Here is a 25,453-nt window from a genome sequence, read left to right on the forward strand (position 1 = left end):
ACCGGTCAGGCCTGTTGCGGCACCAGGGCAGTCAGCTCGGTGCGCAACTCCTGGCTCAGGGCCGGGTCGAGCAGGATTTTCTCCAGCTCTTTGCGGAAGGCCTGGTTATCAAGCAGGTTGGCTTTCAGGTCGCGGAGAAGATTGCGCATGGCAAGCATGGCTTTCAGCTGGGGGATCTGACGCGCCACCTGCTCCGGCGTGAAGTCATTCATATCGCGGAAGGTCAGGCGGACATTCTCCTCGCTGCCGTCACCGGCGAGGGTGTTTTCCACGGTCAGGTTGACGGCGGGAGAATAATCCGCGAGGACGCTGTTAAAGTTATTTTTGTTGATGTTGATCCGGTTACGTTCAGAGACCGCCGCAGTCTCCCTGCCGTTGCTGAAATCACCGGTCACCAGTAATTTCAGTGGGAGCTCCGTTTTTTTCTGTGCGCCACCGGTATGCAGATCGAGTTTCAGGTTAATACGTGCTTTTGGTATTTCCTGCTGGAAGCTATCGCCCATAATTCCCTCTTATATATTGCTGTTTAATCATTTGCCAGCTACTGGTCCGTGCAGTGGCATAATAGAACATTACGCTCACAATGATCAAATATTGAGATCTTCGATCTGCAATTAGAAAAATCCTAAGAATTTATGACTACAACAGGACAAAAAAAGACCGGAAAAAGGACCAGAAACCCTCTCTTTCGGTTGATAAAAAGCCAAATACCAGGAATATCTGTCGCGCACGATGATAACGTCAGGATTTTATTTGAAAACGATGCAGCATTGATTTAAATCAGAACAATAAATGGATCATGCCCTGACAAGAAATATCTTAGGGAATTATCTTAGAAGAACGACTAAAAATGGATCGAGAAAGAAAAACAGGTAAGGATAATTAATATCGATTACGAGTTTATATAACGAAAGGGATATTTAATACAGGGCTTATTAATTCCGAAAGTAGTCAAAATAGAGCATAATTGTCTGACAGAGCGCGCAAGAAAAAGGGACTTGAGACGGATAATGGGAAAGCATTCTGGAGCCCGGGAGGAAAGGCTAACCACTCTGACAGATAAGAAAAAATCGCGGGAGCCATCGGCTCCCGCACGTGCATCTCAGCCGGGGCTGATTACATATTCTTGATAATCGCGTCGCCAAACTCTGAACATTTCAGCAGCTTAGCGCCTTCCATCAGACGTTCAAAATCGTAGGTCACGGTTTTGGCAGCGATTGCGCCTTCGGTGCCCTTAACGATCAGGTCTGCGGCTTCGAACCACTCCATATGGCGGAGCATCATCTCAGCAGAAAGGATAATCGAACCCGGGTTCACTTTGTCCTGGCCGGCATACTTCGGCGCAGTACCGTGAGTCGCTTCGAACAGCGCGCATTCGTCACCGATGTTCGCGCCCGGTGCGATACCAATCCCGCCAACCTGAGCGGCCAGGGCGTCGGAGATATAGTCGCCGTTGAGGTTCATACAGGCGATAACGTCGTACTCCGCCGGGCGCAGCAGGATTTGCTGCAGGAAGGCGTCGGCGATAACGTCTTTGACGATGATATCTTTACCTGTGTTCGGGTTTTTGATTTTCACCCACGGACCACCGTCAATCAGCTCACCGCCGAACTCTTCGCGCGCCAGGGCATAGCCCCAGTCTTTGAAGGCACCTTCGGTGAACTTCATGATGTTGCCTTTGTGGACCAGCGTCACGGAGTCGCGTTCGTTAGTGATCGCATACTCAATGGCCGCACGCACCAGGCGTTTAGTGCCCTCTTCCGAGCACGGCTTGATGCCGATACCGCAATGCTCCGGGAAGCGAATTTTCTTCACGCCCATCTCGTCGCGCAGGAATTTAATCACTTTTTCCGCTTCGGCGCTGTCGGCTTTCCACTCGATACCGGCGTAGATGTCTTCAGAGTTTTCACGGAAGATCACCATATCGGTCAGTTCAGGGTGTTTTACCGGGCTTGGTGTACCCTGGTAGTAACGCACCGGGCGCAGACAGATGTAGAGATCCAGTTCCTGACGCAGAGCAACGTTCAGGGAGCGGATACCGCCACCGACCGGGGTGGTCAGCGGGCCTTTAATGGCCACACGATATTCACGAATAAGATCGAGGGTTTCAGTTGGCAGCCAGACATCCTGGCCGTAAACCTGCGTCGATTTCTCTCCGGTATAAATCTCCATCCAGGAAATCTTACGCTCACCTTTATAGGCTTTCTCGACAGCGGCATCGACCACTTTTAACATCGCAGGCGTTACATCCACGCCGATACCATCACCTTCAATGAAGGGAATGATCGGGTTATTCGGAACGTTCAGCTTGCCGTTTTGTAGGGTGATCTTTTTACCTTCCGCCGGAACAACTACTTTGCTTTCCATTCACCTCTCCTTCGAGCGCTTCTGGTTATAATTTACTTTGTTAACGATTTGTAATAAGCAGATTCATACTAACCGATTGTGGAGCGCCAGGAAAGGCGTTCGTTGTACAGGCATAATGCGACAATCGGTCATCACTGAAAATACCCTGCGTAAAACTTACTTTATAACAATGCTGGTATTTATGAATTCGTTCAAGTGAACAATGTAACTTACTGAACATCAACGTAAAATGCGTTGCTTTTGTGATAAAGACTTTTGCAGCACCCCTTGCACTCTTCATCACATCCCCCGAAAGACTATTGGATGACTTAAAAACTAAATACCTTATCTTTTCAGAAGATTGCAATAATGACTAAAATAAGTGATTAAAAAGACTTGAAGACAATCAACCAAAGAGTAAGATGCGCGGCATAATCAATCCACCAGTCACTACCAAAACTCTTTTATGGAAGTCAAACTCATGTCTAAAATCACTATCAGTACTCTGCAGAAAAATACCCAACAGGTGATTCCTGGCTACTGGAAAATCACCCTCGCCGAATCCGCTAAAACGGTAACCAGCATTGTCGAACTCACCGCTGGTGCCTATTGCGTAACCCACGATATGACCGAACATAAAACGTTTATTGCCGCGCTGACCCACGTACTCCCCTTATATCAGGCAGCACAGTCAGTCTTCAATATATCAGTGATGGCACAGTCTGCACGAAGAGCGATGATGTTGGCCTTACTGGGTGTGGCTTCCGTGGGTACCGCTCAGGCATCCAATATTGATGTGAACGCATTTCTGGTGAAGGCTCAGACAGCAATAGATCACACCGATCGCCATGATCTTTATAATGAAGCAGTCAACGCGTTCGATAACCTGAATGCGCGTGACAGAATGGTCGTTGCGGGGATTGCTGATAAGACGAATCATGAAGGGATGATCCGCGATGTAATAGGTTCTGCCGAAGCGCGAGGCCATCAGGCCGTCGTTCCACAGGGCTGGAACGTAGAGAAAACGCAGGAATTTCTCCGTGCAGCCCATCCGGTAGCAGCAACCCCCGCTCCCACAGCGCGCATGGCGCCTGCGCCAGCGGTAACCTTTGACCCGGTGGCACATGCCAACGCGAATGCCAGTGCTGCCCTTCATATGATCCAGACCACTGACAGTACTGTCGCCCAGAATCAGAAAGATATTGCCGCTGCGCAGCATACCGCTGACAGTGCGATGTCAAATGCGGCGCAAGTGAATGGCAAAGTTGACGTTGTTCAGAAAGAGGTCATGACGGTTGACCAGCGCGTCGACGGCGTTGAGCATACCGCTAACCACGCCAACGCAAATGCCAACGCTGCCCTGCATATGCTCCAGAATACGGACAATGCCGTCGTTCAGAATCAAAAAGACATTGCCGTTGTCCAGAATGACGTCACCACGGTCGACCAGCGCGTTGACGGCGTTGAGCATAGCGCTAACCATGCCAACACCAATGCCACTGCCGCACTGCATATGCTCCAGAAAACCGACAGCGCGGTTGTCGGTATGCAGCTTGAACAGGCTAACCGCGATCGCACGGCGAGCCAGCGTGTGGCAACGCCAGCAGAACCTGATACCACAACCCAGGCACAGGTTTCCGATAACACAACGTCACTCCGTGCAGTTATCGATGAGCAACAGACGCAGGGCGATCACGTCCAGACCATGGATCAGGTAGTCTCCCATAACTCAGCCACCATCGCTCAGAACGCCCAGCGTATTGACACCGACGGTCAGCGCATTGACCGCAATGCTAAACGCATCGATGAGACTCGCGAAGATCTGAAACGTGGCCTGAACAATGCGGCGGCAATGACGGGTCTGCATTACCACTCAAATGATGCCTACGCGTTGTCAGTGGGTACCGCGAACGGTGAAGGCGCCGCGCTGGCTGGCGGTCTGTCTCACGGATTCACGCAGCATACTGCGGCAACCGTTCAGGCATCGACCTCAATGGATGGCGGCTACATGGCTTCCGTCGGTTTTTCTGGCGATTTCTAATCGAGCGTGACAAAGGGTGGGCACAGATACCCACCCTGTCAGTCCGTGCCGTTCGAAGATGCCAGCGCCTCAACGTTATTCCATTAATGAGATAGCACCCTAATGAAAAAAAATAAGTTTTTACTCTCGCTGCTTGCCGTGATCCTGTTTAGTGGCTGTACTTCCTCCGCGCAGCGTATGGCGGATTGTCAGGCACAGGGCGTTTCTCGCGATGCCTGCTACATTGCCGAACAGAATCGCAAAGCGTCGATTAACGCCGTTGCTGAGAAACAGGCCATGGAGAATGCACAGGCTCTCTACCCGGTACAACATGCGCAGGCCGCAGCGCGTTCGCATAAGACCTGGAAAGGGTTTGGCGTGACCGTTGAAAGACATGCTGACGGGCTGGTTTACGTTGACAGTAAACCTGCAGTCATTGAAGAGACCACCGAAAAAGCAACAGTCTATCAGCAGGGGTTATACCTGGTGATTATCTATAACAGCGGTAAAGTCAGATTGATGAAAGATAAAGTCTATATCGGTGAACTCAGATAAACCAGTCAATGCCATTGCTGACTATTGTCTTATAATGATAAAAGTGTGATGTACGCCTTGTTCATAACTCAATCAAAATTCATGTTAATGACTTGTTTAACTCTGCTGTGGTACGCTAAGTACGACAGACAGATAACAGGACTTTTTACATGGCACACATTTTTCTTGAGATTAAAGGGATCAGGCCCGGCGTTGAAACCCCCGCCGACCTGAGCTATGTCATACGTGATGACAAGGACACCACCTATTCAATTTCCCCGTCTGTCGTCGAATGGATCAGAGGCACGATTGATTTTGCGGCAGGGCAGCCGCTGGTGACGCTCAAAAATTGTTGCTTTGCATTTGGCGATGGCGCGGAGTTTGTCGAATTCGACGGGAAAGGCAAACTGAAGCCGATAACCACCGTTGTTCCTCCCTGGTTCCCGGATCTGGGTGACTTCCTGAGAGAACGCTGGTTAATCAACAATGAAATGTACGACCTCCCCATTGTTGATTTTATTAAATCTTTCCTCGATATGTTCCCTGACGTGGAAGATCGTCGCCTCCACGCCGGGCTTCTTTTTGATCTCCAGCTAAAAAATGCCAGGACGTTATCCGCGACTGCCGCCAGTCCGATAAAAGGGACGACGGGCAACAAGCACGGTAAATCTACCGCACCCAAAATCGCTGATATGAAGTCGCTGGAGATGTTCACAACCTTCTTTGCCCGGCTCAAAGAAGCGGCAAATCATGACGAATTCCCGACGCTGCATATCCTGACCGGGCATGAGGATATTTCAAAAGTCCCCGCCACCTATAAAGCGGCAGTGCGAACCTGGTTCAGGGCGATTACGGGCGTTCTGCCGCCGAACAACAAACGCGTCGCAGCGGGTAATGCCGAACTGTTCTGTGCTCCGATACGTGAGCAGCTGAAAGCGGTAGAGGCTTACGGTCTCGATAAGTATTATCCCGCGCTTTCCGACGCCATTGAGCAGGCTGGTGATCTTGAAGTCTCTAAGTTTGAATATAAACTGCCTGTTTAAACGCTCAGCAATTTGATCTGCGCCCACTGCGATACGAGAAGCTTTTGTCATGAAATCCCCTAAAGGTACCGGTACCTCTTTCAGAAAACCGCCATCGGCGCGATTCAACAGCAAACGAATCAGCAGTGCGCCTCAGCAATCCGGGCCTTCGCGGGTGATTCTGTTCAATAAACCCTATGATGTACTGCCGCAGTTTACCGATGAGTCCGGCCGCAGCACGCTGAAGGATTTTATCCCGGTGGCCGGGGTTTATGCTGCGGGTCGTCTCGATCGCGACAGCGAAGGGCTGCTGGTGCTGACCAACGACGGCAAGCTGCAGGCGCAGTTGACCCAGCCGGGGAAGCGTACGGGCAAGATCTATTATGTACAGGTCGAAGGTGAACCGACAGAAGAAGCGCTGGCGGCATTTCGTCTCAGTTTGCCGCTGAAAGACGGCCCTACCCTGCCCGCCGAGGTAGAACGGGTGGATGAGCCCGCCTGGCTATGGCCGCGCACGCCGCCGGTTCGCGAACGTAAGGCGATCCCTACCGCCTGGCTAAAAGTCACACTGTATGAAGGGCGCAACCGTCAGCTACGACGGATGACCGCGCACATTGGTTTCCCGACCCTGCGGCTGATCCGCTACGCAATGGGCGGCTACAGCCTTGACGGGCTGGCCAACGGGGAGTGGCGTGAAATTGACCGCTAACGGCTTAACAGGAGAGCGATATGTTTAAACCCCATGTGACGGTAGCCTGCGTGGTGCAGGCGCAGGGCAAGTTTCTGGTCGTTGAAGAGACCATCAAGGGCAAAGCGCTGTGGAATCAGCCCGCCGGGCACCTTGAAGCCGATGAGACGCTGGTCCAGGCGGCAAGCCGCGAACTGTGGGAAGAGACCGGGATCCGCGCCCTGCCTCAGCATTTTCTGCGCGTGCACCAGTGGATCGCTCCTGACAATACGCCGTTCCTGCGCTTTTTGTTCACCCTCGATCTTGACGAAATGTGCGCTACAGAGCCGCACGACAGCGATATTGACCGCTGCCTGTGGGTCACCGCCGACGAGATCCTGACCGCCCCACATCTGCGATCTGCGCTGGTGGCCGAGAGTATTCGCTGTTATCAGCAGAGCACCCGCTATCCGCTGGCGCTGATCGGCGAGTTTAGCTGGCCGTTTACAGGGGATGCCTGAGCGCGACGTGCGTGGTAGAATACGCCGCTTTGATGTCCCATGTTGTGAGTATTCTATGTCTGCAAGCCCAAAAAAAGTGATCGTCGGCATGTCCGGCGGTGTCGATTCCTCCGTTTCCGCTTACCTGTTGCAGCAACAGGGCTATAAGGTGGTAGGCCTGTTCATGAAGAACTGGGAAGAGGACGACGGCGAGGAATACTGCACCGCCGCAGCGGATCTCGCCGATGCGCAGGCGGTGTGCGATAAGCTGGGCATTGAGCTGCACACCGTCAACTTTGCCGCCGAATACTGGGATAACGTTTTCGAGCATTTCCTGGCTGAATATAAAGCCGGACGCACGCCGAACCCGGATATTCTGTGTAACAAAGAGATCAAATTTAAAGCCTTCCTTGAGTTTGCCGCAGAAGATCTCGGCGCCGACTATATCGCCACCGGTCACTATGTCCGCCGGGCGGATGTCGACGGCAAAAGCCGCCTGCTGCGCGGCCTCGACGGCAACAAGGATCAGAGCTACTTCCTCTATACGCTCGGCCATGAGCAGATTGCCCAGAGCCTGTTCCCGGTCGGCGAGCTGGAAAAGCCGGAGGTGCGTAAAATCGCCGAAGAGCTGGATCTGATCACCGCGAAGAAGAAAGACTCTACCGGTATCTGCTTTATCGGCGAGCGTAAATTCCGCGAATTCCTTGGCCGCTATCTGCCGGCTCAGCCGGGTAAAATTATCAGCGTCGACGGCGATGAAGTCGGTGAACATCAGGGTCTGATGTATCATACCCTCGGCCAGCGTAAAGGGCTGGGGATCGGCGGGATCAAAGACGGCGGCGAAGATCCGTGGTACGTGGTCGATAAAGACGTCGAGAACAACATTCTGGTGGTGGCTCAGGGTCATGAACACCCGCGCCTGATGTCGGTGGGCCTGATTGCCCAGCAGCTGCACTGGGTGGATCGCGAGCCGCTGCAGGGGGAACTACGCTGCACGGTGAAAACCCGCTACCGTCAGGCCGATATTCCCTGCACCGTCACCGTACTGGATGATGAACGCATTGAGGTTCGCTTTGACGAGCCGGTCGCCGCGGTCACGCCCGGCCAGTCCGCCGTGTTTTACAGCGGCGATGTGTGCCTGGGCGGCGGCATTATCGAGCAGCGTTTACCGCTGCCGGTTTAATATACAGCAATCCCCTGCGGCGTAAGGCTGTCGCCGCAGCGGGACGACAAGGAGTTTGTGTGGCGAAGAATTACTATGACATCACCCTGGCGCTGGCCGGTATCTGCCAGTCAGCCCGTCTGGTGCAGCAGCTGGCGCATGAAGGCCACTGCGATAGCGATGCTCTGCATGTTTCACTGAATAGCGTCATCGACCAGAGCCCGGATTCAACTCTCGCCGTGTTCGGCGGCAGTGAAGCGAACCTTCGCCTCGGTCTGGAAACATTGCTGGGCGTCATCAACGCCAGCAGCCGTGAGGGGCTGAATGCGGAACTCACCCGCTACACCCTGAGTCTGATGGTGCTGGAGCGCAAGCTCGCCTCGACAAAAGGCGCGATGGATGCGCTGGGCAACAGCATTGCAGGTCTTCATCGCCAGCTTGAACACTTTGATTTGCAGTCCGAAACGCTGCTGAGCGCCATGGCCGGTATCTATGTCGATGTGATAAGCCCGCTCGGCCCGCGTATTCAGGTGACCGGCTCGCCAGCGGTGTTGCAAAGCTCGCAGGTCCAGGCGAAGGTGCGCGCCACCCTGCTGGCCGGTATCCGCGCAGCGGTACTCTGGCAACAGGTCGGCGGTGGCCGTCTGCAGCTCATGTTTTCTCGTAATCGCCTGTCAACGCAGGCTAAAAATATTCTTGCTCATTGTTAACCCCGGAGTCTTGACCTATGGAATTATCCTCACTGACCGCCGTTTCCCCTGTCGATGGACGCTACGGCGATAAAGTCAGCGCGCTGCGCGGGATTTTCAGCGAATACGGTTTGCTGAAATTCCGTGTCCAGGTGGAAGTCCGCTGGCTGCAAAAACTGGCCGCGCAGGCAGCGATCAAGGAAGTTCCTGCTTTTGCTGACGACGCAAACGGTTACCTCGATAAAATCGTCGCTGACTTTAACGAAGAAGACGCTGCGCGCATTAAAACCATTGAGCGCACGACTAATCACGACGTTAAAGCAGTCGAATATTTCCTGAAAGAGAAAGTCGCAGCGATTCCTGAGCTACATGCGGTATCGGAATTTATCCACTTTGCCTGCACCTCAGAAGATATTAACAACCTCTCCCACGCCCTGATGCTGAAAACGGCTCGTGACGAGGTGATCCTGCCTTACTGGCGTAAGCTTATTGATTCGGTAAAAGATCTGGCGGTTCAGTATCGTGATATCCCGCTGCTGTCGCGCACCCACGGCCAGCCGGCTACGCCGTCCACGATCGGGAAAGAGATGGCCAACGTGGCTTACCGTATGGAGCGCCAGTACCGCCAGCTGAACCAGGTCGAGATCCTGGGCAAAATCAACGGCGCGGTAGGTAACTACAACGCCCATATCGTCGCCTACCCGGAAGTCGACTGGCACCAGTTCAGCGAAGAGTTTGTGACCTCTCTGGGCATTCAGTGGAACCCGTACACCACCCAGATCGAGCCGCACGACTACATTGCCGAGCTGTTCGACTGCATGGCGCGCTTTAACACCATCCTGATCGACTTTGACCGCGATGTGTGGGGCTATATTGCCCTCAACCACTTTAAGCAGAAGACCGTTGCCGGTGAGATCGGCTCTTCCACCATGCCGCATAAAGTGAACCCGATTGACTTCGAAAACTCAGAGGGCAACCTGGGCCTGGCGAATGCGATGTTCCAGCATCTGGCCAGCAAACTCCCGGTTTCCCGCTGGCAGCGTGACCTGACCGACTCCACCGTGCTGCGTAACCTCGGCGTCGGCGTCGGCTACGCTCTGATTGCCTACCAGTCCACGCTTAAAGGCGTCAGTAAACTGGAAGTGAACCGTCAGCATCTGCTTGATGAACTGGACCACAACTGGGAAGTGCTGGCAGAGCCGATTCAGACGGTAATGCGTCGCTACGGCATTGAAAAGCCGTATGAAAAACTGAAAGAGCTGACCCGCGGCAAGCGCGTCGACGCGGAAGGTATGAAGCAGTTTATCGACGGTCTTGCGCTGCCGGAAGAGGAAAAAACACGCCTGAAAGCGATGACCCCGGCGAACTATATCGGCCGGGCCATCACCATGGTGGATGAACTGAAGTAAGCTTTTCCCGCCCCTTTCCGCCCGGAAAGGGGTCTTTTCTCCCCATTTAATAAATGTTTATCACTGCGATCCCATAATTGGCATTAAACTATTCAGCAATCATTGTTAGGGGAGAACAGACATGCGCGTACTCGTGGTGGAAGACAATGCTCTACTGCGCCATCATCTGAAGGTGCAATTGCAGGAACAGGGTCATCAGGTTGACGCGGCCGAAGACGCCAAAGAAGCCGACTATTATCTGGGCGAACATGTTCCCGATATTGCCATTGTCGATCTGGGGCTCCCGGACGAAGATGGCCTGTCACTGATCCGCCGCTGGCGTAGCCACGACGTCTCCCTGCCCGTTCTGGTGCTGACGGCCCGCGAAGGCTGGCAGGATAAGGTTGAGGTGCTGAGCGCCGGGGCCGATGATTACGTCACCAAACCCTTCCATATTGAAGAAGTGGTTGCTCGTATGCAGGCCTTGCTGCGCCGTAACAGCGGTCTGGCATCGCAGGTTATCTCTATTCCCCCTTTCCTGGTGGATTTATCTCGCCGCGAACTCTCCATCAATGAAGAGGCGATCAAGCTGACCGCCTTTGAATACACCATTATGGAAACCCTGATCCGCAACAGCGGCAAAGTCGTCAGCAAGGATTCCCTGATGCTCCAGCTTTATCCGGATGCCGAGCTGCGCGAAAGCCATACGATTGACGTCCTGATGGGCCGTCTGCGCAAGAAAATTCAGGCGCAGTATCCGCAGGAAGTGATCAGTACCGTACGCGGTCAGGGCTATCTCTTCGAACTCCGCGGATGAATAAACTGCTGCGCCATTTTTTCCCTCTGTCACTGCGGGTTCGCTTCCTGCTGGCAACCGCTGCGGTGGTTCTGGTGCTGTCCCTGGCCTACGGCATGGTGGCGCTGGTGGGTTACAGCGTCAGCTTCGACAAAACCACCTTCCGCCTGCTGCGCGGCGAAAGTAATCTTTTTTATACTCTGGCAAAATGGCAGGACAACCGTCTTTACGTCGAGCTGCCGGAGAATCTTAACCAGCAAAGCCCGAGCATGGCGCTGATCTACAACGATCGCGGCCAGCTGCTGTGGGCGCAGCGCGATGTGCCCTGGCTGGTCAAGCGTATTCGCCCTGAGTGGCTGAAAACCAACGGCTTCCATGAAATTGAGGCCGATGCGGGCGATACCAGTATCCTGTTGCGCAGCGATGCCCAGTCGCAGGAGTCCCTGCAGGCTATTCGCGAATATGACGCGGATGCGGAAATGACGCACTCCGTGGCGATTAACGTTTATCCAGCCACGTCGCAGATGCCGCAGCTAACGATTGTGGTGATTGATACCATCCCGATTGAGCTAAAACGCTCATATATGGTCTGGAACTGGTTCGTCTACGTGCTTGCCGCCAATCTGTTGCTGGTGCTGCCCCTGCTGTGGCTCGCGGCCTGGTGGAGCCTGCGCCCTATCGAAGCGCTGGCAAAAGAGGTGCGTGAACTCGAAGAGCACAATCGCGAGCTGCTCAACCCGGCAACCACCCGTGAACTCACCAGCCTGGTGCGTAACCTTAACCGCCTGCTGAAAAGCGAGCGCGACCGCTATCAGAAGTACCGCACCACCCTCACCGATTTAACCCATAGCCTGAAAACACCTCTGGCGGTACTGCAGAGCACCCTGCGCTCCCTGCGCGGCAATACGCTGAGCGTCGCAGAGGCGGAGCCGGTGATGCTGGAGCAGATCAGCCGTATCTCCCAGCAAATCGGCTACTACCTGCATCGCGCCAGCATGCGCGGCAGCGGCGGTCTCACCAGCCGTGAGCTGCATCCGGTTGCGCCGCTGCTCGACAGTCTGATCTCCGCGTTAAACAAGGTTTATCAGCGTAAAGGCGTCAATATCACGCTGGATATCTCCCCGGAAATTAGCTTTGTCGGCGAGCAGAATGACTTTATGGAGGTGATGGGCAATATCCTCGATAACGCCTGTAAGTACTGCCTTGAGTTCGTTGAGGTGACCGCCCGCCTGAGCGACGACGCGCTGCACGTTATCGTCGAGGACGATGGTCCCGGTATCCCGCACAGCAAGCGCGATCTGGTCTTCGACCGCGGACAGCGCATTGATACATTGCGCCCGGGCCAGGGGGTTGGGCTGTCGGTCGCCCGCGAAATTGTCGAGCAGTATGAAGGGAAAATCCTCACCGCCGACAGCCCACTCGGCGGGGCGCAAATGGAAGCCGTTTTTGGCCGTCAGCACCCCGGCAGCAAAGAGAACGCAAAGCTCACGCGATAATTCCGCGTGGGCACGTTATAATCCGTGTCAGATTCCTGCCTGCGGACAAAAAAACATGGATTATCATTTAACGCTCAACTGGCCCGACTTTCTCGAACGCTACTGGCAAAAACGCCCGGTAGTGCTGAAACGCGGCATCGCCAATTTTGTCGACCCTATCACCCCGGATGAACTGGCCGGGCTGGCGATGGAAGAGGAAGTGGACAGCCGTCTGGTCAGCCATCTCGACGGCAAATGGCAGGTCGGGCACGGCCCCTTTGAAAGCTACGATCACCTTGGCGAAAGCAACTGGTCGCTGCTGGTACAGGCCGTCGATCACTGGCACGAGCCTGCCGCCGCGCTGATGCGTCCGTTCCGGGCGCTGCCGGACTGGCGGATGGATGACCTGATGATCTCCTTCTCGGTGCCGGGCGGCGGCGTAGGTCCGCACCTCGATCAGTACGATGTCTTTATCATTCAGGGAACCGGCCGTCGCCGCTGGCGCGTCGGCGAAAAAATCCCGATGAAGCAGCACTGCCCTCACCCGGATCTGCTCCAGGTCGACCCGTTTGAGGCGATTATTGATGAAGAGCTGGAGCCGGGCGATATTCTCTACATTCCGCCGGGATTCCCGCACGAAGGCTACTCTCTGGAAAACTCCCTGAACTACTCCGTCGGTTTCCGGGCGCCCAATGGCCGGGAGCTGATCAGCGGTTTCGCCGACTACGTATTGCAGCGCGAGCTGGGCAGCTACCGTTACAGCGATCCGGACGTCCCCTCCCGCGAGCTGGCAGCGGATATTCTGCCCCAGGAAGTCGATGCCGTACGCAAGATGATGCTGGACCTGATCGACCAGCCTGAGCACTTCCAGCAGTGGTTTGGCGAGTTTATCTCCCAGTCGCGCCACGAGCTGGACGTCTCTCCGCCGGAGCCGCCTTACCAGCCCGATGAAATCTATGACGCGCTGCAGCAGGGCGATAAGCTGGTGCGCCTCGGCGGCCTGCGCGTGCTGCGGATCGGTGACGATGTCTTTGCTAACGGTGAGAAGATCGATACCCCGCATCGTCCGGCGCTAATCGCTCTGGCCGGTCATATGGTGCTGGATGCGGAGAAATTCGGCGATGCGCTGGAAGATCCGTCGTTCCTCGCCATGCTGGCGGCGCTGGTCAACAGCGGCTACTGGTTCTTTGAGGATTAAATAAACCTGCCCGGCGCACAGAACGCGCCGGGCATGATTTTCAGACCGGCTTCGCGGTCAGCTCGGCGATACGTACAATCACCTGCACCGCTTTTTCCATCCCCTCCAGCGTCACAAACTCGTGCTTGCCGTGGTAGTTATAGCCGCCGGTAAACAGGTTAGGACAGGGCAGTCCCATAAACGAAAGCTGAGCCCCATCGGTCCCGCCGCGAATAGGCTTCATATCCGGTTCAATATCGCAGTCGCGCATCGCCTGCTCGGCAATCTCGACAATGTGCGGAAACGCCGCCACTTTCTCGCGCATATTGTAGTAGCTGTCCTCGAAGATCAGTTCGATGTAGCAATCCGGGTGCAGCCCTTTACCGACCTTTTTGGCGATCTCCATAATCTTGCGCTTGCGGGCTTCAAAGGATTTTCGCTCAAAATCACGGATGATGTAGTGCATTTCAGCGCGATCGACGCTGCCCTTCATGCTGGCCAGATGGTAAAAACCCTCGTAGCCTTCGGTATTTTCCGGGCTTTCGTCTGCCGGCACCTCGGCGTGAATACGGGCGGCCAGCGACAGGGCGTTAACCATCACCCCTTTGGCCGTGCCCGGGTGGACGTTATTGCCGACGATTTTGATGGTCACGGACGCGGCGTTAAAGTTTTCAAACTCCAGCTCACCCACGCCGCCGCCGTCAACTGTATAGGCCCACTGCGCGTCAAAGGCCGTCACGTCAAAATGCTTCGCGCCTTTGCCCACTTCTTCATCCGGCGTGAAGGCCACGCGAATATCGCCGTGCGGGATTTTTTTGTGTTTCATTACCGCCAGCGCGGTCATGATCTCCGCCACGCCCGCTTTGTCATCTGCGCCCAGCAGGGTTTTGCCGTCGGTAGTGATCAGGGTCTGCCCGAGCAGCTGGTGCAGAACCGGGAACATCACCGGGGAGAGAATTTCATCCCCCATTCCCAGCGCAATGTCGCCGCCGCGATAGTTTTCGACAATCTGCGGCTTCACGTTTTTGCCGCTGAAATCGGGCGCGGTATCAACGTGGGAGATAAAGCCAATCACCGGAACAGCGTGTGGCACATTCGACGGCAGCGTGGCCATCACGGTGCCTTTGTCGCTCAGGGTTACATTGACCAGCCCCATCTCTTCGAGCTGCAGTTTGAGCAACCGTAACAGCTTCCACTGTCCTTCCGTGCTGGGTACCTGGCGCACGCCAGCTTTAGATTGTGTATCCAGAGACACGTACTGTAAAAAACGCTCAAGTAATTTATCCATAGTCACCCCCACTTTTCGTCGCAACATTATTAATAAGCACGAAAACATAAGTATTGCGTCAGGTCACTTTTCCTCCGGCAAATGAGAATATTTCTCCCTTGTTGCCTTCATTGTGCATAATAACGCGGCTTATCTGCCAATCCATGCGCGACACCCATTGGCGATAACGGTGGGATGCCGTAGAATGCCTGCCCTTAATCAAAAGTCAGACCCTAAGGTGGTTAACGACAAACCCCGCAGCATTTCGCCTTCCGCTGCGTCTACATGGGACAGAGTAAAAAATTGAATACACAATCGCGTTCGCGATCGCCGTTGGTTGAGCTGACGGGGATCTGCAAAGGCTTTGATGGCAAGGAGGTCATCTCCGACCTTAATTTAACCATCAATCACGGTGAGTTCCTCACGCTGCTTGGCCCCTCCGGCTGCGGCAAAACCACAGTTCTGCGCCTGATAGCCGGGCTGGAAAGCGTCGATAGCGGACAGATCGCGCTGGACCATCAGGATATTACCCAGGTTCCGGCAGAGCATCGTCATGTGAACACCGTCTTTCAAAGCTACGCGTTGTTTCCCCATATGACCGTGTTTGAAAACGTCGCCTTTGGTCTGCGAATGCAGAAAACCCCCGCCGCAGAGATTAGCCCACGCGTGCTGGATGCGCTACGTATGGTGCAGCTGGAATCCTTCGCCCAGCGCAAACCGCATCAACTCTCCGGCGGCCAGCAGCAGCGCGTGGCCATCGCCCGTGCGGTCGTTAATAAACCCCGCCTGCTGCTGCTCGATGAATCCCTCTCCGCGCTGGATTATAAGCTGCGCAAGCAGATGCAGAATGAGTTAAAAGCCCTGCAGCGTAAGCTGGGTATCACCTTTGTGTTCGTCACCCACGATCAGGAAGAAGCCCTGACCATGTCCGACCGTATCGTGGTCATGCGCGACGGTAAGATTGAACAGGATGGCACCCCGCGCGAAATCTACGAAGAGCCAAAAAACCTGTTTGTTGCCAGCTTTATCGGTGAGATTAATATCTTCGACGCCACGGTTATCCAGCGCCTCGACGACACCCGCGTACTGGCGAACGTCGAAGGCCGCGAGTGCAATATCTTCGTTAATTTCCCGGTTGAACCCGGCCAGCGCCTGCACGTCATGCTGCGCCCGGAGGATCTGCGCGTCGACGAAATTAACGACGACAGTAACGTAGACGGCCTGATCGGCTATATCCGCGAGCGTAACTATAAGGGCATGACCCTGGAATCGGTCGTCGAGCTGGAAAACGGCAAAATGGTCATGGTCAGCGAATTCTTTAATGAGGACGACCCGGACTTCGACCACTCTCTCGACCAGAAAATGGCCGTTAACTGGGTAGAAAGCTGGGAGGTCGTCCTGCCTGATGAAGAACACAAGTAAATTCCAGAATCTGGTGATCGCCACTATCGTCGGCTGGCTTGTGTTGTTTGTCTTCCTGCCCAACCTGATGATCATCGGCACCAGCTTCCTGACCCGCGACAACGACAGCTTTGTCAAAATGGTCTTTACGCTGGATAACTACGCCCGGCTGCTCGATCCGCTCTATTTTCAGGTGCTGCTGCACTCTCTGAATATGGCGCTGATCGCCACCCTCGCCTGCCTGGCGCTCGGTTACCCGTTCGCCTGGTTTCTGGCGCGTCTGCCGCGCCGGGTCCGTCCGCTGCTGCTGTTCCTGCTGATTGTCCCGTTCTGGACCAACTCGCTTATCCGCATCTATGGGCTGAAGATCTTCCTCAGCACCAAAGGTTATATGAACGAGTTCCTCCTGTGGCTGGGGGTTATCGATGAGCCGATTCGCCTTATGTTTACGCCGTCGGCGGTGATTATCGGCCTGGTTTACATTCTGCTGCCGTTTATGGTGATGCCGCTCTATTCCAGCATTGAAAAGCTCGATAAACCGCTGCTGGAGGCCGCGAAGGATCTCGGTGCCAGCCGCCTGCAGACCTTTATCCGCATTATTATTCCGCTGACTATGCCGGGGATTATCGCCGGATGCCTGCTGGTGATGCTGCCGGCAATGGGCCTCTTTTATGTGTCGGACCTGATGGGCGGCGCGAAAAACCTGCTGATCGGCAACATCATTAAGAGTCAGTTCCTCAATATTCGCGACTGGCCGTTCGGCGCGGCGACCAGCATTACGCTGACGCTGGTGATGGGCCTGATGCTGCTGGTTTACTGGCGCGCCGCACGCATGCTGAATAAAAAAGGGGAACTTGAATGATCGGTCGACTGCTTCGCGGCGGTTTTATGACCGCCATTTACGCGTACCTGTATATTCCGATTATCATCCTGATCGTGAACTCCTTTAACAGTTCGCGATTCGGGATCAACTGGCAGGGTTTTACCACCAAATGGTATAGCCTGCTAATGAACAACGATAGCCTGCTGCAGGCGGCGAAGCACTCGCTGACGATGGCGGTCTTTTCCGCCACCTTCGCCACGCTGATGGGTTCCCTGACGGCGGTAGCGCTCTATCGCTACCGTTTTCGCGGTAAACCCTTCGTCAGCGGCATGCTGTTTGTGGTGATGATGTCGCCGGATATCGTGATGGCCATCTCTCTGCTGGTGCTGTTTATGCTGCTGGGTATCCAGCTGGGCTTCTGGTCGCTGCTGTTTTCCCATATCACCTTCTGCCTGCCCTTTGTGGTTGTGACCGTCTATGCCCGCCTGAAAGGCTTCGACGTGCGAATGCTGGAAGCGGCGAAGGACCTGGGCGCCAGCGAAATCACCATTCTGCGCAAAATCATTATGCCGCTGGCCATGCCTGCGGTCGCTGCCGGCTGGCTGCTGAGCTTTACCCTGTCGATGGATGACGTGGTGGTGTCGTCGTTTGTGACCGGGCCGGGTTATGAAATTCTGCCGTTGAAGATTTATTCGATGGTGAAAGTCGGCGTATCGCCTGAGGTGAATGCGCTGGCAACCATTCTGTTAGTTCTGTCGCTGGTTATGGTGATCGCCAGCCAGCTTATTGCACGTGATAAAACTCAGGGGACGTCAAAATGATGAAATGGTCACGCCACCTGCTTGCTGCGGGTGCTCTGGCACTGGGCATGAGCGCGGCACACGCCGATGATGGCAAAACGCTCTACTTCTATAACTGGACCGAGTACGTCCCGCCGGGACTGCTGGAACAGTTCACCAAAGAGACCGGCATCAAGGTTATCTATTCGACCTATGAGTCGAATGAGACCATGTACGCCAAGCTGAAGACCTATCAGGACGGCGCATACGACCTGGTCGTGCCTTCCACCTACTACGTGGATAAAATGCGTAAAGAGGGGATGATCCAGAAGATCGACAAATCGTCCCTGAGCAACTTCCACAATCTCGACCCGGATATGCTCAATAAGCCGTTTGATCCGAACAACGACTACTCCATCCCCTATATCTGGGGTGCGACGGCCATTGGCGTGAACAGCGACGAGATCGATCCGAAAACCATCACCGGCTGGGCCGACCTGTGGAAACCGGAATACAAAAGCAGCCTGCTGCTGACCGACGATGCCCGGGAAGTCTTCCAGATAGCCCTGCGCAAGCTTGGCTACTCCGGCAATACCACGGACCCGAAAGAGATTGAAGCCGCTTACCACGAACTGCAGAAGCTGATGCCTAACGTGGCGGCGTTTAACTCCGATAACCCGGCTAACCCGTATATGGAAGGGGAAGTGAATCTCGGGATGGTGTGGAACGGCTCGGCGTGGGTTGCCCGTCAGGAAGGCACCCCGCTGGAGATTGTCTGGCCGAAAGAAGGCGGGATCTTCTGGATGGATAGCCTGGCCATTCCGGCCAATGCGAAAAACAAAGACGCTGCGCTGCAGCTAATTAACTTCCTGCTGCGCCCGGAAGTGGCGAAAGAAGTGGCGGAAACCATTGGCTACCCGACGCCAAATCTGGCGGCGCGCAAGCTGCTCAGCCCGGACGTGGCGAACGATAAGTCGCTCTATCCGGACGCTAAAACCATCAGTCAGGGTGAGTGGCAGAACGACGTGGGCGACACCAGCGCCCTCTATGAAAGCTACTATCAGAAACTGAAAGCGGGTCGTTAAACAGACCTCGCCCTCTCCACAGGAGAGGGCGAACTCAGACGGTTAGAGATCTTTTAGCAACCTGTCGATATACTCCGGCACCACTTCACTGGCCAGCCCGTAGTGCTTCTCTTCAAATTCGCTTCCCACCTGGCTCGGCTCAAGGTTTAGCTCAACCGTATGCGCGCCGTGCAGTTTGGCTTCGTGGACAAAACCGGCGGCAGGATAAACGTGCCCGGACGTGCCGATGGCAATAAAGATATCGGCCATCTGCAGTGCCATATAGATATGATCCATATCCAGCGGCATCTCACCGAACCACACCACGTGCGGACGCAGCGGCGCGGGGAACTGGCAGCAGTGGCACTTATCGTCCGCCGTCACCTCGCCTTCCCAGTCAATAACCTGCCCGCTTTGCGTACAGCGCACCTTTAACAGCTCGCCGTGCATATGGATAACGTTCTGGCTCCCCGCACGCTCGTGCAGATTGTCGATATTCTGCGTCACCAGCATAAAGCGATCGCCAAGCTCGGCTTCCAGCCGCGCCAGCGCCTGATGCGCGGCGTTGGGGGTAATTTCTGGCTGCTGCAGCTGACGGCGGCGAGCGTTATAAAATGACTGCACCAGTTCAGGGTTGCGCGCAAAACCATCCGGCGTGGCGACATCCTCAACCCGGTGCTCTTCCCACAGGCCGTCAGCGGCGCGAAAGGTACGAATACCCGATTCCGCCGAGATTCCGGCTCCTGTCAGTACCAATACTCTAGGCTTTTCCATTTTTTCCGGCATCCTGTCTCTGAAAAAAATACGCTGACGCAGGCGGTCGCGTAACCGGCGCTTATTTCTGCGAAAACGACAAACCCGATGTAGACGACGCGACTGCATATCAGCCTCGGTTTACTCACTAGTTATATGAAGAAACGCCGCGCCGCGCATGCCACCGGCATCGCCGTGACGCGCGAGCGCAATGCGGGGTACGCGTGCGGCCGGCAACAAATGCTGTGCCAGACGCTCTTCCAGGCCGCTGGCCAGCCGGGAAAAATTCGACAGGCCGCCGCCCAGTACAACAATATGCGGATCGACGATGGTCAGTATCGATCCCATGCACACTGCCAGCAAATCCAGATAGCGTTCCACGTGCTCGCGGGCATTGGCATCGCCGGCTTCCCAGCGCGCAATAATCTCAGGTGCCTGCAACGATTCATGGTAGAAGTGATGCCAGAGCCATGCAAACCCACGGCCGGACAGATAGTTCTCGATACAGCCCAGCTGACCACAGCCGCAGCGGGTCAATGGAAAATCAAACCCCAGCAGGGTCAACGCATCAACCGGCAGACGAATATGGCCGAATTCGCCGGTAATATAGCTCCGTCCGGTGACGGATTTTCCGTTCACCACAATACCGCCACCGACGCCGGTGCCGAGGATTAGCCCCATCACCACCGGATAGGAACGGAATTCGTCATCCCAGGCTTCGGAAAGGGTAAAACAGTTGGCATCGTTGTCCAGACGGACGTCACGCTGAAGGCGCTGGCTCAGATCGGCCCGCAGCGGTTGACCGCTGGCGGCCGGGACATTCGCCGCATACAGGGTGCCGTCATCGGTTTCCGGCATGCCGGGAATACCAATCCCGACGGTGCCTTCACAGCCAAAACGGGCGTCGGCCACGGCGACCAGATCGCAGACCGCGCTCAGAAAGGACGCATAGCTGTCGCGAGGCGTGGCAATGCGCGTTTCCCACTGCAGGTTTCTCGCCGCATCAAACACGCCCAGCGCGATCTTACTGCCACCGATATCGAACCCGTAATGCATTGCCGCTCCTTGTAGGGATTTACTGTCCGCTCAATACCCTTGCAGGGTCAATATTGCTGGCGCGTCTGGCCGGATACCAGCTGGCCAGCAGGCTCAGCGCCAGCGCGGTAGCCAGAACATAGACCACATCCATCCAGTGCAGCTCTGACGGCAGAAAATCGATAAAGTAAATATCACCCGACAGAAAACGATGGCCGATCAGTCGCTCAATGCCCTTGATGATGGGCGTCAGCTGCAGAGCAGCAACCACGCCAACAACAACGCCGCACAGGCTGCCCAGCAGTCCGGCAAGCAAACCATACCATACGAAAATCGCACGGATCAGGCCATCTTTCGCCCCCAGCGTGCGCAATACCGCAATATCGCTACTTTTCTCTTTCACCGCCATCACCAGGGTGGAGACGATATTAAAACAGGCCACCCCAATCACCAGCACCATCGCCAGGTACATAATGGCGCGGATCATCTGAATATCACGGTACATATAGCCGTAGGTGCCAATCCAGCTCTTGATATAGACATAGCTGTTGGTCACCTCGCCGGCATCGCGCACCAGCACATTCGCGTTAAAGACATCCTGAACCTTGATAGCAATCCCGGTCACGCTGTCGCCCATCTCCAGATACTGGCGGGCATCGTCAATCGGGATCATGGCAAAACTGTGGTCCAGCTGGCCGCTTAACTGCAGGATACCCGCCACCTGCAGTCTGACGCGCTTCGGCTGCAGGAGCTTGTTATCCGCATTGGCGTTGGGGATCATGATAGAGACCCAGTCACCCTGCTTCACTTTTAGCGCATCCGCGACGCCTTTGCCGATGATAATCTGCTGTTCGCCGCCTTTAAACTGGCTCCATGCGCCGTTCTGCACAAACTGCGGCAGCGTGCTGAGACGGCTTTCCTGCTGCGGGTCAACGCCCTTAATCTGGATAGCCCGCAGATTTGCACCGCTCTCCATCAGGCCGGTAAACTGAATATAGGGCGCGGCAGCAAGCACGCCGGGTACTTTTTCGACTTTCGCCAGCGCGCTGTTCCAGTTATTCCAGGGCTGGTTAACCGGTTCGATCTCTCCGTGCGGCACGACCGCCAGAATGCGGTTGTTCAGCTCGCGCTCGAATCCGTTCATCGCGCTCAGGCCGACAATCAGTACCGCCACACCCAGCGCAATGCCGACCGTTGAGATTACCGAAATCAGCGACACCATCCCACTGCGCCGACGGCCCCGGCTGAAGCGCAGGCCGATCAAAAGTGACAGAGGCGATGCCATTACTCGGCCCCCATCAGGGAGAGTTGCTCGCTCAGCCGCCCGTCGCGCATTTCAAGCTGGGTACGCATCCGCTTCGCCAGATGCAGATCGTGGGTCACCACCAGGAAGGCGGTGCCCTGGGAGGCGTTCAGTTCACCCAGCAGCTGGAAAATGCTCTCCGCATTGCGGGCGTCAAGGTTACCGGTCGGCTCATCCGCCATCACCAGCCGCGGGTTGTTGACCAGCGCACGGGCAATGGCAACGCGCTGACGCTCGCCGCCGGACAGTTCGGAAGGACGGTGACTGGCGCGGTGCTCAAGGCCAACCGCACGCAGCATATCCAGCGAACGACGACGAATATCCGCCGGTTTCTGGCGGCCAATCAGCAGCGGCATTCCGACATTTTCCTCGGCGGTAAAGTCCGGCAGCAGATGGTGGAACTGATAAATAAAGCCCAGCTCGCGATTGCGCAGCTCCGCTTTTGCCGAGGAGGAGAGCTTGCTCATCGCCTGGCCGTCAAAAATCACATCGCCGCTGGTCGGCGAATCCAGACCGCCAAGCAGATGCAGCAGCGTACTTTTACCGGACCCGGAGCTGCCGACGATCGCCATCATATCGCCCTGATTGAGGCTAAAGCTGACATCGTGCAGCACATCGGTCTGCACGCTGCCTTCCTGATAGCGTTTGCACAGGTTGTCGCATTGCAACAGGATCTTATTCATAACGTAAAGCCTCAGCGGGTTGAGTGGCGGCGGCGCGCCAGGAAGGGTACAGCGTAGAAACAAGCGCAATCAGCATCGCCACCAGCGCTATCACGATAACCTGGAGCGGCTCAATGGCAACCGGCAGCGCTGCGCCATCGAGGATTGCGCCGATCACCGGCATCAGATTGTTGAGCTGGCTGGCCAGCAGTACGCCCAGCAGCGCACCCAGCAGCGCACCGATAATCCCGGCGCTGGCCCCCTGCACCATAAAGACGGCCATAATCTGTCGCGGCGTCAGCCCCTGCGTTTGCAGGATCGCCACTTCGCCCTGCTTCTCCATCACCATTAATCCCAGAGAGGTAATGATGTTGAACGCGGCGACCGCAACGATCAGGCTCAGCAGCAGCCCCATCATATTTTTTTCCATCTTCACGGCCTGGAAGAGCTCGCCCTTACGCTCGCGCCAGTCCTGCCACTTAGTGCCTTCCGGCAGCGTCTGCTGGCTGAGCACGTCCACGGTCAGCGGCTCATTCAGCCACAGGCGCCAGCCGGTAATATTCCCGGCCGGGTAACGCATCAGGCGCGACGCGTCCTGAATATTGACCAGCATCTGATAGCCGTCCACTTCACTGCTTGCAGCAAAGGTGCCAATCACCGTAAACAGACGCTGACTTGGCAGGCGGCCCATCGGCGTAAACTGGCTGGCGGAAGGAACCATCACCCGGATCTGGTCGCCGCGATTGACGCCCATCTGACCGGCAAGCTGTTCACCGAGAATAATATTGTACTTGCCCGGCTGCAGGTCGGTTTGCTTAACGTTAACCAGCCAGGGCGTTAAAGGGTCGGGCTGAGCCGGGTCAATGCCGAGCATCACCCCAACCGAGACGTTGCGGGCGCTCTGCAGCACCACGTCGCCGGTGGTCAACGGTGCCATACGGCTGACGCCCTGCAGTTTGACCTCGCTTGCCGGCAGCTGCTGCGGATTGAGCGAGCCCTTCTCCGCGCTAAGCACCGCCTGCGGCATCAGGCCGAGGATATTATTTTGCAGTTCGCGTTCAAAACCGTTCATCACCGACAGGACGGTCACCAGCGCCATCACGCCAAGCGTAATGCCGATGGTCGAAAGCCAGGAGACAAAGCGACCGAAGCGGTCCGCTGCACGCCCACGCATATAACGCAGGCCAATGAATAGAGCGACAGGTTGGTACATAACATCCGTCTGTTTGCTGATAGCAGGCCCCAGAGTATATAAGCGAATCCGGGGAGCGTAAATGAGTGAAACGGTAAGTTTTTGTCACCCGAAAACCAAAAAACGCCTATAAATCAAATCAGTATTCTATTCCTTCCAGCAAAACGCCCCTTTAGTCGTTCACCAGGCCAATTGCAGCGCAAAACAGCCTGACCTTTTTCCTAAAATATCCAGATACAGACTGTTACCGGTTTACGCCCGCCCTCCCCCTGTTCAGGATTAACGTTTTGTTTATGGCAAACAGGTCTGCGATCATTATGAAACAAAAAGCCTTATGGATTAACCAGATTAAGGGACTCAGTATCTGCCTGGTGGTTATCTACCACTCGGTGATTACTTTTTATCCACATCTGGATGTTTTTCAGCACCCGTGGTCAGAAATCCTGGCGAAATGCTGGATCTACTTCAATCTCTATCTGGCCCCGTTCCGTATGCCGGTCTTCTTCTTTATCTCCGGGCTGCTGATCCGACGCTATATCGACGATGTTCCCTGGCAGGGCTGCGTGGATAAACGGATCTGGTCTATCGTCTGGGTGCTGGCGCTATGGGGACTGATCCAGTGGGGTGGCTTAACGCTGGTGAACCAGTGGCTGGCACCGGAACGCGATCTCAGCAACGCCTCTAACGCCGCCTATGCCGGTTCGTTTGGCGAGTTCCTGAAGGGGATGCTCACCGCCAGTACCAGCCTGTGGTATCTATATGCGATGATCCTTTACTTCCCGTTCTGCAAAATCTTCAGCAACTGGAAAGCGCCGATGCTGGTACCGCTGGCGGCGCTCAGTATCGCGATTAACTTCCTGCCAACGCCATGGTGGGGTATGAACAGCGTTCTGCGTAACGTTATCTTCTATGCGCTAGGCTCCTGGTATGGCGCATTCCTGCTGGACCAGATGAAAACGCTGCATTTTCGCCGCTACGCGCTGCCGCTGGCCGTGCTGACGTGTGTGTCGGTACCGCTCTATTTCCTCGGCGTGCCGCTGCTGATTTCACTGGTCTCTATCTTTATGATCATGAAGCTGTTCTATACCTTCAGCACTATCGTCACACCGAAAGAAAAAGGTCTGCTGAACGTGGTCGGTACCAATACTATCGCTATCTACACGACGCACCGGATCCTGATTGAAGCCTTCAGCCTGGCGCTGCTGGCACAGCTGAATCAGAGCCTGCTCTCTCGCCCGGTTGAGCTGGCAATCCTGCTGGTCTATCCGTTTGCCAGCCTGGCGATCTGTACGCTGTTTGGCCTGGCAACGCGTCGACTTTCTGCCTTTATCTTCAGCGACGTCCTCTTTACGCCGCCCAGACCGCTGGTGGCCGCTCCGGCAACCCGCTAACCCTGAC

At 55.4% G+C, this 25,453-nt stretch carries 23 protein-coding genes and 1 pseudogene; 16 read left to right on the plus strand and 8 right to left on the minus strand.

Annotated elements, in window-relative coordinates:
- Positions 1-5: 5 nt before the first annotated feature.
- Complete coding sequence (gene tssB, locus EDF81_RS21640; RefSeq protein WP_123350236.1) at positions 6-503, minus strand: type VI secretion system contractile sheath small subunit; 498 nt, start codon at positions 501-503, stop codon at positions 6-8.
- A 613-nt stretch (positions 504-1,116) separates the two neighbouring features.
- The gene (gene icd, locus EDF81_RS21645) at positions 1,117-2,367 is read right to left on the minus strand and encodes an NADP-dependent isocitrate dehydrogenase (RefSeq protein WP_123350237.1); all 1,251 of its coding nucleotides are present in this window, start codon (positions 2,365-2,367) and stop codon (positions 1,117-1,119) included.
- A gap of 460 nt (positions 2,368-2,827) precedes the next feature.
- Here icd and EDF81_RS21650 point away from each other — a divergent pair, with 460 nt between their 5' ends.
- The 11 genes and pseudogenes from EDF81_RS21650 (at position 2,828) to EDF81_RS21700 (ending at position 13,797) form a co-directional block, all read left to right on the plus strand.
- A complete protein-coding gene (locus EDF81_RS21650; RefSeq protein WP_123350238.1) occupies positions 2,828-4,387 on the plus strand; it encodes a hypothetical protein in 1,560 nt (519 codons plus the stop codon).
- Positions 4,388-4,489: 102 nt separating this feature from the next.
- On the plus strand, positions 4,490-4,921 hold the full coding sequence (locus tag EDF81_RS21655) for a hypothetical protein (RefSeq protein WP_123350239.1): 432 nt from the start codon (positions 4,490-4,492) through the stop codon (positions 4,919-4,921).
- A 149-nt stretch (positions 4,922-5,070) separates the two neighbouring features.
- On the plus strand, positions 5,071-5,943 hold the full coding sequence (locus EDF81_RS21660) for a hypothetical protein (protein WP_123350240.1): 873 nt from the start codon (positions 5,071-5,073) through the stop codon (positions 5,941-5,943).
- Positions 5,944-5,992: 49 nt separating this feature from the next.
- Positions 5,993-6,631: a 23S rRNA pseudouridine(2457) synthase RluE gene (gene rluE / locus EDF81_RS21665; RefSeq protein WP_123350241.1), complete on the plus strand. Its 639-nt coding sequence runs from the start codon at positions 5,993-5,995 to the stop codon at positions 6,629-6,631.
- A gap of 20 nt (positions 6,632-6,651) precedes the next feature.
- Complete coding sequence (locus EDF81_RS21670) at positions 6,652-7,110, plus strand: NUDIX hydrolase (RefSeq protein ID WP_123350242.1); 459 nt, start codon at positions 6,652-6,654, stop codon at positions 7,108-7,110.
- 55 nt (positions 7,111-7,165) lie between these two features.
- On the plus strand, positions 7,166-8,272 hold the full coding sequence (mnmA, locus tag EDF81_RS21675) for a tRNA 2-thiouridine(34) synthase MnmA (RefSeq protein WP_123350243.1): 1,107 nt from the start codon (positions 7,166-7,168) through the stop codon (positions 8,270-8,272).
- A 59-nt stretch (positions 8,273-8,331) separates the two neighbouring features.
- A pseudogene (gene hflD / locus EDF81_RS21680) lies at positions 8,332-8,975 on the plus strand (high frequency lysogenization protein HflD).
- A gap of 3 nt (positions 8,976-8,978) precedes the next feature.
- Entirely contained in the window at positions 8,979-10,349 is a 1,371-nt protein-coding gene (gene purB, locus EDF81_RS21685) for an adenylosuccinate lyase (RefSeq protein WP_123350245.1), read from the plus strand.
- 121 nt (positions 10,350-10,470) lie between these two features.
- A complete protein-coding gene (gene phoP, locus EDF81_RS21690; RefSeq protein WP_123350246.1) occupies positions 10,471-11,145 on the plus strand; it encodes a two-component system response regulator PhoP in 675 nt (224 codons plus the stop codon).
- Positions 11,142-12,620 (plus strand): two-component system sensor histidine kinase PhoQ, encoded by a 1,479-nt coding sequence (gene phoQ / locus EDF81_RS21695; RefSeq protein WP_123350247.1) that lies wholly within the window; start codon positions 11,142-11,144, stop codon positions 12,618-12,620. Before phoP ends, phoQ begins: the two co-directional genes overlap by 4 nt.
- Positions 12,621-12,675: 55 nt before the next feature.
- Complete coding sequence (locus EDF81_RS21700) at positions 12,676-13,797, plus strand: cupin domain-containing protein (RefSeq protein ID WP_123350248.1); 1,122 nt, start codon at positions 12,676-12,678, stop codon at positions 13,795-13,797.
- 40 nt (positions 13,798-13,837) lie between these two features.
- Here the strand turns inward: EDF81_RS21700 and pepT are convergent, their stop codons facing one another.
- A complete protein-coding gene (gene pepT / locus EDF81_RS21705) occupies positions 13,838-15,064 on the minus strand; it encodes a peptidase T (protein ID WP_123350249.1) in 1,227 nt (408 codons plus the stop codon).
- Positions 15,065-15,328: 264 nt separating this feature from the next.
- Here pepT and potA point away from each other — a divergent pair, with 264 nt between their 5' ends.
- Genes potA through potD form a run of 4 tightly spaced genes read left to right on the plus strand, consistent with a single transcriptional unit; the run spans position 15,329 to position 19,131 of the window.
- Entirely contained in the window at positions 15,329-16,465 is a 1,137-nt protein-coding gene (potA, locus tag EDF81_RS21710) for a spermidine/putrescine ABC transporter ATP-binding protein PotA (protein ID WP_123350250.1), read from the plus strand.
- Positions 16,449-17,306 (plus strand): spermidine/putrescine ABC transporter permease PotB, encoded by an 858-nt coding sequence (gene potB, locus EDF81_RS21715; protein WP_123350251.1) that lies wholly within the window; start codon positions 16,449-16,451, stop codon positions 17,304-17,306. Before potA ends, potB begins: the two co-directional genes overlap by 17 nt.
- A complete protein-coding gene (potC, locus tag EDF81_RS21720) occupies positions 17,303-18,088 on the plus strand; it encodes a spermidine/putrescine ABC transporter permease PotC (protein ID WP_123350252.1) in 786 nt (261 codons plus the stop codon). Before potB ends, potC begins: the two co-directional genes overlap by 4 nt.
- The gene (potD, locus tag EDF81_RS21725) at positions 18,085-19,131 is read left to right on the plus strand and encodes a spermidine/putrescine ABC transporter substrate-binding protein PotD (protein ID WP_123350253.1); all 1,047 of its coding nucleotides are present in this window, start codon (positions 18,085-18,087) and stop codon (positions 19,129-19,131) included. The genes potC and potD overlap by 4 nt, the downstream gene beginning before the upstream one ends.
- Before the next feature lie 42 nt (positions 19,132-19,173).
- Here the strand turns inward: potD and cobB are convergent, their stop codons facing one another.
- The 5 genes from cobB to lolC are packed head-to-tail and all read right to left on the minus strand — an operon-like array spanning position 19,174 to position 24,076.
- A complete protein-coding gene (gene cobB / locus EDF81_RS21730) occupies positions 19,174-19,992 on the minus strand; it encodes a Sir2 family NAD+-dependent deacetylase (protein ID WP_123350254.1) in 819 nt (272 codons plus the stop codon).
- A 12-nt stretch (positions 19,993-20,004) separates the two neighbouring features.
- Positions 20,005-20,919 carry an N-acetylglucosamine kinase gene (gene nagK / locus EDF81_RS21735; RefSeq protein ID WP_123350255.1) on the minus strand — a complete coding sequence of 305 codons (915 nt, stop codon included), beginning with the start codon at positions 20,917-20,919 and terminating at the stop codon, positions 20,005-20,007.
- 19 nt (positions 20,920-20,938) lie between these two features.
- The gene (lolE, locus tag EDF81_RS21740; RefSeq protein WP_123350256.1) at positions 20,939-22,183 is read right to left on the minus strand and encodes a lipoprotein-releasing ABC transporter permease subunit LolE; all 1,245 of its coding nucleotides are present in this window, start codon (positions 22,181-22,183) and stop codon (positions 20,939-20,941) included.
- Positions 22,183-22,884, minus strand: a complete 702-nt coding sequence (lolD, locus tag EDF81_RS21745) for a lipoprotein-releasing ABC transporter ATP-binding protein LolD (RefSeq protein ID WP_123350257.1) — start codon at positions 22,882-22,884, stop codon at positions 22,183-22,185. Before lolD ends, lolE begins: the two co-directional genes overlap by 1 nt.
- Positions 22,877-24,076 (minus strand): lipoprotein-releasing ABC transporter permease subunit LolC, encoded by a 1,200-nt coding sequence (gene lolC, locus EDF81_RS21750; RefSeq protein ID WP_123350258.1) that lies wholly within the window; start codon positions 24,074-24,076, stop codon positions 22,877-22,879. The genes lolD and lolC overlap by 8 nt, the downstream gene beginning before the upstream one ends.
- Positions 24,077-24,372: 296 nt before the next feature.
- On the opposite strand from lolC, the gene EDF81_RS21755 reads away from it, so the two are divergent.
- Positions 24,373-25,446, plus strand: a complete 1,074-nt coding sequence (locus EDF81_RS21755; RefSeq protein ID WP_123350355.1) for an acyltransferase family protein — start codon at positions 24,373-24,375, stop codon at positions 25,444-25,446.
- The last annotated feature ends 7 nt before the right edge of the window (positions 25,447-25,453 follow it).

This window comes from Enterobacter sp. BIGb0383 (genome assembly GCF_003751845.1).
Taxonomy (GTDB): domain Bacteria; phylum Pseudomonadota; class Gammaproteobacteria; order Enterobacterales; family Enterobacteriaceae; genus BIGb0383.

What these genes read in the sequence shown, in the direction of transcription:
- tssB (WP_123350236.1), bottom strand. Translation starts at nt 503, where the DNA reads ATGGGCGATAGCTTCCAGCAGGAAATACCAAAAGCACGTATTAACCTG.
- icd (WP_123350237.1), bottom strand. Translation starts at nt 2,367, where the DNA reads ATGGAAAGCAAAGTAGTTGTTCCGGCGGAAGGTAAAAAGATCACCCTA.
- EDF81_RS21650 (WP_123350238.1), top strand. Translation starts at nt 2,828, where the DNA reads ATGTCTAAAATCACTATCAGTACTCTGCAGAAAAATACCCAACAGGTG.
- EDF81_RS21655 (WP_123350239.1), top strand. Translation starts at nt 4,490, where the DNA reads ATGAAAAAAAATAAGTTTTTACTCTCGCTGCTTGCCGTGATCCTGTTT.
- EDF81_RS21660 (WP_123350240.1), top strand. Translation starts at nt 5,071, where the DNA reads ATGGCACACATTTTTCTTGAGATTAAAGGGATCAGGCCCGGCGTTGAA.
- rluE (WP_123350241.1), top strand. Translation starts at nt 5,993, where the DNA reads ATGAAATCCCCTAAAGGTACCGGTACCTCTTTCAGAAAACCGCCATCG.
- EDF81_RS21670 (WP_123350242.1), top strand. Translation starts at nt 6,652, where the DNA reads ATGTTTAAACCCCATGTGACGGTAGCCTGCGTGGTGCAGGCGCAGGGC.
- mnmA (WP_123350243.1), top strand. Translation starts at nt 7,166, where the DNA reads ATGTCTGCAAGCCCAAAAAAAGTGATCGTCGGCATGTCCGGCGGTGTC.
- purB (WP_123350245.1), top strand. Translation starts at nt 8,979, where the DNA reads ATGGAATTATCCTCACTGACCGCCGTTTCCCCTGTCGATGGACGCTAC.
- phoP (WP_123350246.1), top strand. Translation starts at nt 10,471, where the DNA reads ATGCGCGTACTCGTGGTGGAAGACAATGCTCTACTGCGCCATCATCTG.
- phoQ (WP_123350247.1), top strand. Translation starts at nt 11,142, where the DNA reads ATGAATAAACTGCTGCGCCATTTTTTCCCTCTGTCACTGCGGGTTCGC.
- EDF81_RS21700 (WP_123350248.1), top strand. Translation starts at nt 12,676, where the DNA reads ATGGATTATCATTTAACGCTCAACTGGCCCGACTTTCTCGAACGCTAC.
- pepT (WP_123350249.1), bottom strand. Translation starts at nt 15,064, where the DNA reads ATGGATAAATTACTTGAGCGTTTTTTACAGTACGTGTCTCTGGATACA.
- potA (WP_123350250.1), top strand. Translation starts at nt 15,329, where the DNA reads ATGGGACAGAGTAAAAAATTGAATACACAATCGCGTTCGCGATCGCCG.
- potB (WP_123350251.1), top strand. Translation starts at nt 16,449, where the DNA reads ATGAAGAACACAAGTAAATTCCAGAATCTGGTGATCGCCACTATCGTC.
- potC (WP_123350252.1), top strand. Translation starts at nt 17,303, where the DNA reads ATGATCGGTCGACTGCTTCGCGGCGGTTTTATGACCGCCATTTACGCG.
- potD (WP_123350253.1), top strand. Translation starts at nt 18,085, where the DNA reads ATGATGAAATGGTCACGCCACCTGCTTGCTGCGGGTGCTCTGGCACTG.
- cobB (WP_123350254.1), bottom strand. Translation starts at nt 19,992, where the DNA reads ATGCAGTCGCGTCGTCTACATCGGGTTTGTCGTTTTCGCAGAAATAAG.
- nagK (WP_123350255.1), bottom strand. Translation starts at nt 20,919, where the DNA reads ATGCATTACGGGTTCGATATCGGTGGCAGTAAGATCGCGCTGGGCGTG.
- lolE (WP_123350256.1), bottom strand. Translation starts at nt 22,183, where the DNA reads ATGGCATCGCCTCTGTCACTTTTGATCGGCCTGCGCTTCAGCCGGGGC.
- lolD (WP_123350257.1), bottom strand. Translation starts at nt 22,884, where the DNA reads ATGAATAAGATCCTGTTGCAATGCGACAACCTGTGCAAACGCTATCAG.
- lolC (WP_123350258.1), bottom strand. Translation starts at nt 24,076, where the DNA reads ATGTACCAACCTGTCGCTCTATTCATTGGCCTGCGTTATATGCGTGGG.
- EDF81_RS21755 (WP_123350355.1), top strand. Translation starts at nt 24,373, where the DNA reads ATGAAACAAAAAGCCTTATGGATTAACCAGATTAAGGGACTCAGTATC.